The organism is Mucilaginibacter sp. NFR10 (assembly GCF_900100445.1).
GTDB lineage: Bacteria > Bacteroidota > Bacteroidia > Sphingobacteriales > Sphingobacteriaceae > Mucilaginibacter > Mucilaginibacter rubeus.
In genome coordinates, this window is the sequence record NZ_FMTV01000005.1 from 170,331 (window position 1) to 185,208 (window position 14,878).

General features: G+C 42.7%; 9 protein-coding genes. All 9 read right to left on the bottom strand.

Going from position 1 to position 14,878, the window contains the following annotated elements; genetic code table 11:
• Positions 1 to 145: 145 nt before the first annotated feature.
• Entirely contained in the window at positions 146 to 526 is a 381-nt protein-coding gene (locus BLP33_RS17830) for a YybH family protein (RefSeq protein WP_090531576.1), read from the bottom strand.
• Between the two features lie 71 nt (positions 527 to 597).
• Positions 598 to 1,413, bottom strand: a complete 816-nt coding sequence (locus BLP33_RS17835; protein ID WP_090531577.1) for a helix-turn-helix domain-containing protein — start codon at positions 1,411 to 1,413, stop codon at positions 598 to 600.
• A gap of 186 nt (positions 1,414 to 1,599) precedes the next feature.
• Entirely contained in the window at positions 1,600 to 3,741 is a 2,142-nt protein-coding gene (locus BLP33_RS17840; protein WP_090531579.1) for a glycoside hydrolase family 43 protein, read from the bottom strand.
• Between the two features lie 37 nt (positions 3,742 to 3,778).
• Positions 3,779 to 5,761, bottom strand: coding sequence for an alpha-L-arabinofuranosidase C-terminal domain-containing protein (locus BLP33_RS17845; protein WP_217633185.1), 1,983 nt, complete (start codon positions 5,759 to 5,761; stop codon positions 3,779 to 3,781).
• 14 nt (positions 5,762 to 5,775) lie between these two features.
• Positions 5,776 to 6,735, bottom strand: a complete 960-nt coding sequence (locus tag BLP33_RS17850; protein WP_090531583.1) for a family 43 glycosylhydrolase — start codon at positions 6,733 to 6,735, stop codon at positions 5,776 to 5,778.
• 556 nt (positions 6,736 to 7,291) lie between these two features.
• Complete coding sequence (locus BLP33_RS17860) at positions 7,292 to 8,464, bottom strand: acyltransferase family protein (protein WP_090531587.1); 1,173 nt, start codon at positions 8,462 to 8,464, stop codon at positions 7,292 to 7,294.
• Positions 8,464 to 10,677, bottom strand: a complete 2,214-nt coding sequence (locus BLP33_RS17865) for an alpha-N-acetylglucosaminidase (RefSeq protein WP_254780179.1) — start codon at positions 10,675 to 10,677, stop codon at positions 8,464 to 8,466. Before BLP33_RS17865 ends, BLP33_RS17860 begins: the two co-directional genes overlap by 1 nt.
• A gap of 285 nt (positions 10,678 to 10,962) precedes the next feature.
• Positions 10,963 to 13,428 (bottom strand): TonB-dependent receptor, encoded by a 2,466-nt coding sequence (locus BLP33_RS17870; RefSeq protein WP_090531591.1) that lies wholly within the window; start codon positions 13,426 to 13,428, stop codon positions 10,963 to 10,965.
• A 139-nt stretch (positions 13,429 to 13,567) separates the two neighbouring features.
• On the bottom strand, positions 13,568 to 14,611 hold the full coding sequence (gene fbp / locus BLP33_RS17875) for a class 1 fructose-bisphosphatase (RefSeq protein ID WP_090531593.1): 1,044 nt from the start codon (positions 14,609 to 14,611) through the stop codon (positions 13,568 to 13,570).
• Between the last annotated feature and the right edge of the window lie 267 nt (positions 14,612 to 14,878).

Consider the following 14,878-nt stretch of genomic DNA (forward strand, 5'->3'; position numbering starts at 1 on the left):
GAAAGGTGAAAGGTGAAAGGTGAAAGGTGAAAGGTGAAAGGTGAAAGGTGAAAGGTGAAAGGTGAAAGGTGAAAGGTGAAAGGTGAAAGGTGAAACAAAAAATGACCGGATTTATCCGGCCATTTTTTGTTTCAGATAGAGAAAATCAGGCTACGAGATTAGCCTCAGCTCCGAATGCATGATCGATGACAATTTTCCAGCTGCCGTCGGGTTGTTGTTTCATTAACTCTATCCCTTTTGCGGCAATCTGTATTTTGCCATTGTCGGTGACGCTCCACTCCGACCGGCCTACCGCTACATCGCCCGATTGCAGACAGTAAACGGTTTTGATTTCCATTACTCCCGGAACCGCACAGATGCTTTTAACGGCCTCTTCAAATTGAGCCTTGCCTGATACTTCTTTTCCCGGCTCGGGAAAAATAATACCGTTGGCATCATACACATTCATAACTACATTTACATCTTTGGTGTTAAAAGCGGCTGCAAGTACCGCGTGCACCTCCTGTGGTGTTTTTGCTGATTTCATTTTGTTGTTTTTTTTATATCAGCAAAACTATGTGGCTCGAATAGCCCAAAATTGTATAAAACGGAAGAGTATTAACTGCCCGCTAACGCCTGGTTTATAGGCGACGCCTGAGCAGCAAATGAGTTAGGTGTAAAACCTGTAAAAAGCTTAAATTCCTTTATAAAATGTGCCTGGTCAAAATAACCGGCGCTGTAGGCTACATTCGTTAGCTTTTCTTCATTAGCGCTAACCAGGTTAAGGCTATGCTGAAAGCGGTTTATTTTGTAAAATAATTTTGGCGGTAAACCTGTATACTGCGAAAAAAGGGTATTAAGGTGCCGTGAGGAAATGTTATAACGGCTGGAAATAGACAGGATATTATCGTCGCTGTAATTCTTTTTAAGACTACTGACAATATCCCCGATAAATTTGATCTTCGAATGCTTTTTTTCGGTTGCCGATAAACGGCTCCGCAAATAATCTTCAATCATGGCCACCTTCGCATTCAGGTCGGCGGTCTCCAATAATTTTAAATAAAGCGTTCTTAATTTAGGTCCGAATACGTGCGTGGCATCAACAATTTCGTTGTTAAATTCTGATACATTTTCATCAAAAAAGTAAGCAGCCGAATGCGGGTAAAAACGGAAGCCAAGCATAATATTGCGCCCTACAGATTGAATGGGCAAAGGTTTAGTGATCTGGCCCCAAAGTTCAACTGGAGGAGTGGTAAAAAATGTATCACCTTTCTTTGATTTCCAATTTCCGGCACCGAGGTTAAAGATTACCTCCATGGTACCGCTCGGGAACACAATATCATCGTAGCTTCTGTCCGAATCAGATTCATACAGATAGAAGCACTTGATGTAAGGCTGTAGCCTTGGCTCCGGAAGCATCTCTTTGAAAACCATGATTACAAATATAGGATACAACGAAGTCGTCAAATTGTAAAAAACGGAACATATTTTTAGTAGCTTAAAGCGGAAGGCACAAAGCTTAAAGCTAATACGTGTTTAATTTTATATAAAACAAAAGCTGCCATGTGAACCTTCAATACGTTCACATAGCAGCTATACCATTATTTATATAAACCGAGGTTACTTTTTAACCTGTACAGGTTTTATACCTTCATGTGTAGGGGGTACCTGTTTGATCAATCCATTGCCATCAAATTCCATTTTATCAATACATACCTCACGGTTGTATCCTGCGGCATCGCCCATGGTAATGCCTTTGGGGTAGTTGAACCGGTGATAAACAATATACCATTCATCGGTACCCGGGATCTGGATCACTGAGTTATGGCCGGTACCGTAAATACCTTTTGCTGCATCTTTGGCGATAACTGTATTTTGCTCCGGAACCTCTATTGGCCCAAGTGGAGATTTAGAAGTACCATAATGCACACTATAATTAGGGCTCCGGGTATCATTTTCAGACCACATGAAGTAATAAGTTCCATTGCGGTAAAACACGTATGTACCTTCGTTATAATGCGAGTAAGGAGTAAGGATTTTGGTAGTACCCGGTTTTAATGAAATCATATCATCGTTTAACTCGGCCACTGCCATATAGCCATTGCCCCAGTACAAATAGTTTTTACCTGTTTGCGGATCGGCAAAAACATCGGCGTCAATCTGCTGTCCGCCTTTAACACCTTCAGGCAATTGTGCCACTAAAGGTTTACCCGAATCTGTAAATGGCCCAGCCGGGTCATTTGCCGTTGCCACCCCTATTTTTTGAGCGGCGGCAAAATAGTAGAAATATTTATACTCGTTGCCAATCTTTTTTTCGATGATACAAGGAGCCCAGGCATTCTTTTTTGCCCAGCTCACATCCTGCGGCAAATCAAGAATTTTACCCTCATCTTTCCAGTTCACCATATCATCTGAAGAAAAAGCCTTAAAATACTTGCCCGACCAACCATCAAAGCCGTCGCTGGTAGGATAAATATAGAATTTGCCTGTTTTTTCGGCGTACAGGATCTCCGGATCGGCATAGTATCCTGCAATAGCCGGGTTATGGGTTTCCTGGGCAGTAACCTCAAAAACCTGCGCTTTTTTACCTGCTATAGTTACAGAATATTTAACCGGGCCTTTGGTAAAATCCTGTGGTTTTGCCGGGCTGATAGTAACACCTGGAAACAAGGTAAAATGAGGATCAAATGATTTTAAATCAGTACCCGGCATTACAGGCAGGTGAGCTTTATGGTTCGCCGTATCTAAAACAATATTGATGGTTTTAATCTGCTTGTTAAGTGGCGAAAGTATGACATCTTCAGCCGTCTCCCATTTGGCAGTTAATGCCGCCGCTTCCTTTGAAGTTATAGGCATCACCGTACCATGGCGCGGATGGAAATTCATGGACACCTCGTCGTCAATCAGTTTAAAGTTTTCAAGATCGGTTGTCCTGGTAAATTGGTATTTACCTTGTGTATATAGGTCATACATCAAAATATAACCGCTGCCATCGTTTAATTTAAAAGTACCCGCCCCTTCTACCGGGTCTTTGGTTTGCTGTACGTATTTATCACGCAATACATAGCCAGAAGTTAGCTTATTCGATACGGCTATTTTTATACCTGCACCTGATCCCTCTGTTTTGAAAAACAGGTAGTATTTATTGTTTTTATAAACAATATCCCCGTCTATACAGGCACCGCCATCCGGCTTAAAGAAAAGCTGTTTAGGCTCGGTTGTAAGGCCTGTAAAATCTTTATTGGCATAAGCATAATAGATCTTGTCTGCCTCTTCGCCAAAACGCATCGACCAGTAGATCATATACTGTTTCTTCTGCGGATCATAAATGGTTTGCGGTGCCCATACCCTGTTCACACCCGCAAATTTTTCATAAAGTTTGGTGATATCAATTGTTTTCGAACTCCAGTGTACCAAGTCGGTTGATTTGAGCAATACCATGGAATAATCCGGTCCCCAGCCATATTTTTCGGTGTTCATGTCTGTGGCAACCATATAAAATGTTTTACCGTCGGCAGCACGCATGATGTGCGGATCGCGAACACCGCCGGTAGCGCTGATATCGGCCGAATTCAAAACCGGGCGATTGTTATTCAGCGCACGGAAATGATAACCATCGTTACTTAAAGCAAAACGAATTTCTTCGCCACCTTTGCTCCCTGTGAAATAAGTAAACAGGTAGGCGCTGAATTTTTGCTGCGACTGTGCCATGACCGCCGTGTAAAAGCTGACCAAAACGCCCAGTAAAACTATTTTTTTCATGTATAATTGGTTTGTTTTTTTCGAATATTCAGGATAATTATTTGTGCTTTTCTATCTCTCTGCCGCTAATTCTGACAACCGTCAATGAATAGGCAGGTACGGTGAAAGCCCACTTCTTTTGCAATTTTATTACTGATGATTGTGGGACGATGGCTTGCGGATTATCGGCAGAATTCTTCATGTCCGGATTGCCTGTAATAACATTGACTGTTGCCGATTTGGGTAGCTGACCAATTTTTGACAGATCTGCCTCTCCCGAAACAGGAGCATTACCGGCATTGGCAATTTTCAGGATCAGATCCCCAGTCGCAGAGTCGCGCACGGTTGAAATACCTGCCGTGGTGTCAAGAGCCGCTTTTTCGCCTTTCAATTTTATTACATCCGGTAAATACTCATTACCCGAATTGGCAGCAAACTGCTGCTGAACATAATAGTTTACCGTTGGGAAAACCTTACTACCATTAAAATATATCAAATTGGGGTTCCATGAAGTATGGCCTATCCGGGCAATAAGCGGTGCATATGACGCCATTCTAACCACGTCTCCGTTACGTTCTAAACTGGTCATGTAAACCGCTTCTGATAAGGCATTAAACAAGGTATTACCCCAGGAAGCATATTCTCCTATATAAACTTTTGACCTGAGCCTGTTGTATGCATCATAACGCTGGGTATTTTTTAAAAACCATTGCGGCTTTTCGTAATAATGCTCATCAACAATACCAACCGAAAGCTGATCGGCCAATTTCCAGCCTTTATCAAAATCTTCGCCCTTCGGACTTGGCCCAACCGTACCGATGATTTTAATTTCGGGATGGGCTTTGTGCACTGCATCATAGATCATCCTAAACCGTTCTTCAAATACGCCGGTGATCTTATCTTCATTACCTATACCAAGGTATTCCAGGTTAAAAGGTGCCGGATGACCCGCCGCGGCACGTTTTGCGCCCCAGGTAGATGTAACGGGCCCGTTGGCATATTCTACCAGATCGAGTACATCCTGTACATAAGCTTTCATTTCTTCCATCGGGACACCTTTTTGCCCGGTAGAACCTATCCTCCACGTACCGCCAGAGTTTTGACAGCTCACTCCTGCTGCAAGTACAGGAACGGGCTTTGCCCCTATATCCTCACAAAATTGAAAATATTCAAAATAACCCAAACCTGCCGTCTGGTGATAGTTCCAGATATTTCGTTGTTCAACCCTTTGCTCAACCGGGCCGATGGTATTTTTCCAGCGATAAATATTGGCAATGCCATCACCATGGGTAAGGCAGCCACCGGGAAAACGCATAAACTTTGGTTTTATATCGGCAATAACCTGCGCCAGGTCTGCCCGTAATCCATTTTTATGATTCTTAAAAGTTTCCTCCGGGAACAATGATACCATATCTATCCCGATCTTTCCTTTCGCTTTAATCAATAATACCAGTTTGGCACTATCATTATCAAAATTCACATGAATTTGTTCCGCATATTTTCTCCAGCCTTTATCAGATGTCGTAAATGAAGAAGAGCCTAATTCTTTACCCTTGCGGTCAACCAGAGCAACCTTTACGGGTAAAGACTGATCTGAAATCACATTTAAAAAAACCGAAAAATCGTAGTTTTTACCCTCTTTTACAGGGATCCCATCAAACCCTGAATTTTCGAGCCCCACTCCTTTTTGCCCTTCATCCTGAATATCAAGTAAAATGTAGTGCGGGTTATTGGGATGTACCGGGGCAGCCGTTTCTACAGAAATGGTACCATAACCAAACCCATCTGTTTGGTATTTCCAGGCGGTCATCGAATTCCAGTCGCGGTTATCGGCCGGGTTATATTCAAATGAGCGGTTCTGGATAAGTTCGGCATAAAGGCCTCCATCGGCGGCATAACTTAAATCTTCAAAAAAGATCCCGAAAAGATCAGGACTGATCTTCTTAGGTTTTGTGACATCGGCTTTTTGTTGCGCCAAAGCGCCAAACCAGCTAAATGCCGGTATTAATAACAGCGCGGCACGGCCTATTTTTTTCATCATAACAGGTTATAAGGTTAATTGAACTTTTGTACTCCTTTGGTGCTTACCTTTTTGATATTACCATCCGCATCAAAATTTAAACTATCCAAACACAGCTGCCTCAACACAAATGATTCCTTTTGCGGAAAAATGCGGTGATATAAAATATAGCGCTGTCCTTTTTCAACAAAGGTGGCATGGTGGCCTGGGCCAATCACGGTACTATCGGCAGATGTGTTCAATATAACCCTGTGCTCATCCTCAAGGAAAGGGCCCAGCGGACTGGTCCCTTTGGCGTAACCCACCTGGTAAGTAGCATCAATGGCCTTACCCTCCGAAAACATGAGGTAATAAGTTTGATTACGTTTAATCATATGCGCACCTTCAAAAAAATGAGGCGTGGTGATATCTTTTGGCATTCCATCAAACGAAACCATATCGCCCTTTAGCTTTACAGCCATACAATGCCCGTTGATCCATTTATACCCAGATCCCCAATACAAATAAGCGCTGCCGTCGGTATCAATAAAGCAATCCGGGTCGATATTATGCACCTGCGGGTAATCTGTAGATTTTACCATAGGCGTATTGTCGCTCTTTAAATTTTTCCATGGACCAAGCGGTGTATCGCTTACACCTCCCCAAACTTCACCGCCCACGGCTACATACATGTAAAATTTGCTATCCTTTCCTTTTACTACAGATGGCGCCCAAACCATTTCATTGAGCGAGGCTGGAGTGGTGCATATTTGTTTGGTTGGCCAGTTGATATGATGGCGCGTGAATTTTATAAAGTCGGCAGTTTCCAGCACGGCCAGTTCTTTATCGCCCCAGGGATCTATTGTGGTATAAATGAAATAGCGGCCTTTATCTTTCACAATAGTAGGATCGGCGAAGTATCCCCTGGTTATTGGATTTGGGATCATTTGTTTTTGCGCGCGTGAAGCTGTGCCAATCAAAACAAGTGTAAACAAGAAAAGTATGCGCCTGGTCATAATAAAGGTAAAAACAATTCAATATTAAGTGTTATTTTAACAATTAACTAATTTAATACGATTTTATCTTAATTATTTTTCTGATTTCGTCACTCGCAGACTCAAGTTAGCTTACAAATTAATAGTCAAATGGCTATAGCTAATTGAGTAACCAGCGTAAGTTGAACCCCTCTGGGGTTCGGATAAGAGGTTGAAAATTGTCTACTACAACCCTTTTCCCCTTCTGGGGGATTTTTATAAACTGATAAACGATACTAATTGAAATGTACTTAAGGACAGGTGCACCAGAGGGGGATTTTTATAATTTGACAAATGATATTAATTGAGATGTTCTTAAGGACAAGTGCACCAGAGGTGCAAAAGGTTTGTAGCATAAAAAATTATAGAAATATCCTTTGCCCCAGAGGGGCAAAACAACACGCATTGCAGATTAAACAACAATGCATCTTTAAGGGAAAATTTAAACCTACGAGAGCCGTTGAAAGAATTCAAACTACTTTGACCTTGCATGCGGGAGACGCAATTATGTGTCTCTACATTCAAACAGCTTCTTAGTTTATATTTTCAGGAAAATCTTATTTCGGTATAAAAAGTACAACAAAGCAAGCTGTACAAATACAATAGATATAGCGGCCCACACCGGTTGCCAGCTTTGAGCAAGATGACTTATTATTCCCCCGAACAAAAAATTAGCTGTATGCTGAAAATCAACCATCCCTTCAGATGCCAGGTAGATCAGGATAGAGTTTACCCCGATGAGCACAAAAGGGAATGCCCATTTTTTGTATCCGGCAACGTCAATCACGAGGTAAAATACAGACAGGAAAATCAGGCTCCATCCACCTACAAACATTACAAACGAACTTGTCCATAAACGTTTATTGATGGGGAAAGCAAGATTCCAAAGCATCCCTAACCCGATAAATAAAATACCGGCTGCTAATAAACAAACACCCTTTTTCCACATTGGCCATTTTGCAGATTCCAGCTTCAGGAACTGGCCTGTAAAAATCCCCAGCATAGCGGTACCAATAGCCGGAATGGTAGATAGTATACCCTCAGGATCATGCACTTTATCATGCAGGCGGCCGGGAAGTAATAAACGATCAATATAGGATTCAAGGCTGCCGTTCATGGTTAAAACCCCTGCACCGTAACCAGGTACAGGGATCAGTTCCATAGCCGCCCAATAGCCCAGCAGTAAAACACCAAACCATAAAATTTGTCCCCGGGTACTAAAATTCAGATAAATTACCCCGGCAAAAAACCAGGCCAAGCCGATACGCCCAAGCACACTGGCAAACCGGGTATTCTCCAAACCGTTAAACTTAAACAAACCATTAACAACCACGCCTAAAAACAACAGGATAATGGTGCGCCTGATCATGGAACGATAAATTTCACCTTTGGCTGAGGACGGTAACAGATACGGATAAGCCACCCCGTGTTTAGCAACTTTATTGCCCATAGAATAAGGCATGGAAACCCCGGCAATAAACAAAAACAATGGAAAGATCATATCATAAAAGGTGATCCCATTCCATTCGGTATGATGCAATTGCCCCGACATCCACACCAGGAGCGGCCAGCCGGTGGCTTTCGCAAGGGCGTGCACTACCCCTTCCCCACTCATGATCCAAAACATATCAAACCCACGAAGGGCGTCCAACGATAATAACCTTGCCGGCTTTACAATGGTAGTTGCAGATTTAGCTGTTGATGTATCCATTACTTAAGATCGTTACCCATGTTTGTCCTGTATTTTTCATAAAGCTGTTTGGCAACAACAGCGCTGCTTCCGGCAGGAACAACGGGATAAGTTTTGGACGAATTAACCCATTGCCATTCCCAGTTGCTTATTGATTTATTAAATAGTTTAAAGTCAGGTTCTTTACCCGTTTTTATTGATCCTTTCAACAGATCGAAAAATTTTTGCCAGCGCACTTTATAAAAGTCATTAAGCAATCCACTCCACTGCCTGCATGAATATTCATGCAGCGGGCTATCGGCATCGCCCCAAAGTGTTATCAGGTTACGGGCATTTTTTTCGTAAAGCGCTTTTTCGGCAGGGGTAGTTCCCCAGTTGCGGGCATCAGCTATCCAGGGGCCCAGCATAAAATCCTTGCGGGTGGCCAGCAGCCTGTCCATATCGCTGATCAGGGTAAGGTATTCGGCAGTATATTTATCAAAAGCCTTTTCATCTTTATCATGATATGCCTTGATCCATTTTAGCTGGATTGGCCTGCCGTAGTTAGCCAATATCTGCCGGCTTACATCAACAAGGTCATAGTTAAAACCGCTGCTTTGTTTGCACGCAGGGATAGCAGCAATCATTTTATCCCAGGCAGGTAGCAGATCTTTCCGGTTGTAGTTTAAACGGGTACGTGTCCATATAGCGGCCGAATCAAGTGTTGGCCGCCCGGTAATGATCGATTCGGCACCGTCACGAATATCCTTGCCGTTAAAAACGGTAGCCCTGAGTGTTTGCCAGGCATCCAGCGCATCCTTGCTCTTTACACCATAGCGGTTAAACAAGTACTCCGGCAGCCACTGATCAAGATCAATAGGTTTGTTTTGCCAGGTATTTTGCGTCATTAATTCATAAAGCACAGGCGTTTGTTCAATGGCTTCCATAGTTAAACCTATGCCCACCATTTTTCCTGATTTAGGGTCGTTGAGAGCCTGCGCGGGTTGGGTTGCGACGGCCTCTATCCTGCCAAACAAGCTATTGTTACCGCCATAGTTATGCAGCATATTCCAGATCCAGGGTTTGCCGTAAAACGCCTCAGTGCGCTTCCATATCGGTTCATAATCGGTATTGAGGTCAAGCACTATCATATGATCATCGGGCACGGCATTCAGCAATGCCTTGATCTGCTCATTTTGCCAGAACTTGCGGTCGCTGAAAAATAACCAGCCCTGCATTACCCAAACAGCTTTCGGATCGGCCTCTTTCATACCGTCATAAACTCTCGCGCTTAGTTCCGAAAGGAATTTAGGATCGTTTGATGGAGGCTCATTCTCATTAAAAGTATCTGCAGAGTATAAATGATCTGTGCCATAAACCTTGGTTTGTTCCTGTATAAATTTTTTACCGATCTCCGCAAATAGCGGGTCTTCCGAATCCAGGATATATGTATCGGCAAAGCCGTTGTTCCAGTTGGTTTGCTTTAGCTTAGCATTCGGGAAATGTTTTTTAAACGATGCCGGCACGTGACCTGTAAATGCCGGAAGTACTGGTTTTATCCCCAGTTCGCGTTCGCGCTGCAATATTTTGATCTGCAAATCCCGGTGACTGGTTATCCAGCCTGCGGGCAGCGGGCCGTCCCATTTATCTATATTGCCCATATAAAACCAGCCAAAATATGCGGGGCCGGTAAAAAAGTCCTGCATATCTTTATTGTTAAAGCCCATGCCTTTATAAACTTTATCCCATACGTATTCCTGCCCGGTTATGGCCAGCGGCATATTGATGCCGTGCAAGGCCATCCAGTCAATTTCCTTTTCCCACCGTTTCCAGTCCCACCAGCTCATGCTGTAGCTATAGGTACAATAGTTAAGGTAGTACCGGTATTGGTAAGGCGTGGTTTTATGAATCCTTTTGGCCGGCATAGGCAACTTTACAGGAAGCTTCAGATTTGTACCGTTCCAGGTGATTTGGCAATGTGCATATTCGGTGAGATAATAGTATAAGGCCGACGCCACTGCAATACCATTATTGCCCCTGAGTACAATTTTGCCTTTAGCACCTTCTACTTCAAAAACATCTTTGGCTTCATTTTCAGAAAGCGGTTGAACAACAAAATTTTGTGCATAACCGGGCACCACCCGTTTAATTAAAGCATAAGAAGCCGGCACTTGCAATTGTGCCTGAGCGCTGATCATTCCACCGCATATGCCACACAGCAGCATACAAATGAAAATCTTCGTTTTATAAACCATTTACTTTAGATGTTTTTATGATTATTGAGTTTTAGGCACATTGCCCGATAAATTTTGAAATCATTATCGCACACTTTCACGTCCCCTTAGGGTCTCTCGCAGAGGACCCTGAGGTTCAACCGCATTCTATATTTTACAAGAGCATTCAGAACGGCGAATTTGCTTGTATACATCAGGGGATGGGACGTTAATCAATGAATTTCAAAGTTATTATCGCACGCTTACATGATGTGCAGAAACTCAAGGCAATAAAAACAAAAAAAGCCATATTTCATTAAAAATAAATCAAAAAGGAAAAACAGCTTTAAAACTGATATTTCGCCCTATATTATAAATACCCAGGTGCCCGTTTGGCGATGACTGGTAATATTCAAAATACTTTAAACGGTTGAGGTTGGATTGATAGGCTTTATCAAACAAATTATCCACCTGTAAAAAAAGCTCGCAAACAGGCTTGTTCGATTTATTTTTGATAGTAGTGCCTGCTCCGATATTAAAGAGGGCGTAACAGGGCGTAGCTGTCTCCGTGTTATCCAAAGCATAAAAGCGGTTTTGGGTAGTATAAGCATCCATCTCGGCCTTAAAGTAAATCTTAGAAAAAGCACCATACGCTTTCTGAAAACTCGCCTTAAATTCCGACCGGATATGCAGTGGCGGGATAAATGGCAGATATTTAGCTGCGCCGTTAGATTCATCAATAAGCTGTTTATTGCCGTTGATTCCCGTTACATAAGCCAGGCTGTTGTTAAAAGCCAGCCATTTAACATTTTGGGGATGCACATTTAGCGTAAACTCGGCCCCATACAAGCGGGCACTGCTTTGCTGGTATTGATAAGTGCTGTTACCCGGTACAATCACCACAGGATTGCCATTGGCATCAGTAAGTTTAGCCTGGTAAATGTAATTATTGATGTGATTATTAAACAGCTCGGCAATTAGGTCAACATCTTTCAGGTAGGCGATGAAGCCCAGATCTTCCTGTAAACTAAATTCAGGGTTGAAGCTGCGGTTGCCTAAATACACGATATGTGCACCCGGGTCGAGCCCGTTTGAACCTATCTCGGTGATATTAGGGGCACGGTATCCGCGCGCGATGTTGGCTTTAAACAATAAGCGTTCGCTGATATTATAGGTTATTCCCAAACTACCCGAAACACCCTGGTAAACATGTCTAAAAGCCGGAAACTGTAAATGGGCGCTTGCGGTATCCGGTAATTTCACATGCTGCTCAAACCCGTTTTTGGAGTTTGGCCCCACATAAAAATCGTTCCAGCGGATGTGCCTGTTATCATACCTGATGCCACCCGAGATATCAACTTTCCCAATAGTCTTTTTGGCGAACAGAAAAGCCCCGGCATCAAACAGGTTATAATCCGGGATCGGAAAATCTGTCGCAGCCTTGCTGCGGTTGGCCTGGTACATACCATTTAAGCCGAGGCTACTTTCTATACCTGCAATAGCCGGCAGGTTATATTTAAAATCGTAATTAAGAGTATTGAGCATCACATACAAACCCGGCTGATCAGGCAATGTAGGGTGGTTATATTCCCTGCGGATGCTTTGTTGTAAACCAAGCGAAGCGTTGATGCTACTACCTTCGCCCAATTTAAATTCATTATGCGAATAGATCCGGTAATGCTGAATACGCTGGTGCAGCGGAGTTATACTGTATGATCTTAACTCGCCATCACTTACAATTGGCCTGTTCCTGATATTATCGATGCTGCTTTCGGCTATTTGTTTGGTAAACTGTCTTGTTAGCGAATCCCTGCTGCCATCGGGGATTTCCTGCCGGTTATCATAAACAGTAGCAGCTATTTGCGAGTATCCCCAGTTTTTATCAACCCTGGCCATGCCTGATAAGTTGAACTCACGGAAGCCTGTATTATACACGTAACCATCAATGCTGTTGTGATAATCATGTGCAGCTTTCGCCGTTGCCCGGAAGGCATACCTCCAGTCGTTCTTTTTGTAGGATAAGCCTAATGAGGTACCAATTATACCATTGTTGGTATGATAATCGGCAGTGTAATCACCTCTCAAAACATTATTTTCGCCAACCGGCAGATATGGGATCATGTTGATCACACCTGCCAATGCATCCGAGCCATAGGTTAAACTCGCCGGGCCTTTCACTACTTCGGCCCGACCAATGCCATACTGGTCTATCTCAATACCATGTTCATCACCCCATTGCTGCCCTTCCTGGCGCACGCCATCATACAAAGTTAAAACACGATTGTAGCCCAATCCCCTGATAAACGGTTTTGAAATGTTGGGGCCGGTAGTAACCGCATTAACACCCGGCACTCCTTTTACAATGGCATCAATAATGTTATTATTTACATTCTGATCCATCTCTTTCCGCGTCATCACAGCAATGGGTATAGGGTTACTCCTTAATTCTGTTTTACGCGATACCCCGGTTACAGTTACCTCGCTTAATTTGGAGCTACTTTCCTGGAGATTGCCATCCAATGAAATTGCTTCACCGGGCTTTACACTCACGCTATGGCGCTCAGTAACATACCCTATGTTAGAGAATACGATCGTGTATGTACCTGCCGGAACATTTTTTAAATGATAGTAGCCTTTATCATTGGTAGTTGCCCCAATGGAGGTTCCTGAAAGTGCAACAGTAGCAAAAGAGAGCGGTTCGCTGCCGGCCGTTAATCTCCCTTTGAGAGAACCATGCTGAGCACAAACTGCAGTCGGCGTTAATAAAAAGCATAGTAAAGATAATATTTTCATTCGTCTTAGCATATTACAAACAATATACAAAACAAATAAAAAAAATTAGTCTTAACTAATTTTTATAACAAAGCGCATAAAATTACCCCATTTACTAATCAAAGTAAAAACTACGCTGCAAACAGCAGCTCTTTAATGATTAGATAACTTGCTTATGCTGACTTATAGAAGGCTGCTGCGAAGAAAAAGCCAGCATAAAATCTTCCGCCCGCTTAACCATATTTTCCGAACCGATAAAAATAGCCGAACGCTGATGAAGCTCATTAACATCCAGATCCAGGATGCGTTCATAACCGGTAGAAGCTGTACCGCCCGCCTGTTCAACAATAAAAGCCATTGGGTTACATTCATAAACCAATCGTAATTTTCCGTTAGGATATTGGGCCGTAGTTGGATACAGGAATATGCCCCCTTTAATCAGGTTACGATGAATATCGGCAATCATTGACCCTGTGTAGCGTGAGGTGTAGGGGCGGTTAGTTGTCTCATCTTCAACCTGACAGTATTTGATATATTTTTTTACCCCCAGAGGAAAATGCGCATAATACCCCTCATTAATAGAATAGATATAGCCATCTTTAGGCATTTTAATATCAGGATGCGACAGACAAAACTCGCCTATTGATGGATCAAGTGTAAAGCCGTTAACTCCTTTGCCAGTTGTATAAACCAGCATTGTTGATGAACCGTAAATTACATAACCGGCCGCTACCTGCTCAGTACCTTTTTGCAATACATCTTCCAGTTTTGCTGCACCTTCGGTTGATTTACGGCGATAGATAGAAAATATGGTGCCCACACTTACATTCACATCAATATTTGATGAGCCATCAAGCGGGTCAATCGCCACAATATATTTGGCATGTTTTGAGATCTCTGATTCTATCAGGATATGTTCATCATTTTCCTCAGAAGCCACAACACAGCATTCGCCGCCGCTACGCAATGCCGAAATGAATTGCTCATTGGCATAAATGTCCATCTTTTTTTGACGTTCACCATGGGAGTTCACAGAATCGGTTTCGCCTATGATATCGATAAGTCCCGCTTTACTAATTTCGCGGTTAACAATTTTAGCGGCAATGCCTATATCCCGCAAAAGCCTTGACAGTTCGCCTTTGGCAAAAGGGAAATCTGCTTGTTTCTCTATAATAAATTGTCCTAACGTTTTTACTACTTTCATGGAGATATGTATTTAATTGGTTAACAGAAATATTAAAAAATACCGGAGTTTAGCCGGATGATTTATAATTAGGAGATGGCGGTTTGACCACCGATGAATAAAAGCATTAAAAGATAAACGACCTTTATAAACTTGGCCCTTTATCCTTATATTCAACTTTTTGCTAAGTTACCGGCCTTTAGTTGCCGAACTGTCATGCCCCGTCTCCTTATATTTTAGCGATTATTTACTACTCCAACTACCTGTTAAAGCAAATTACAGGCAGAT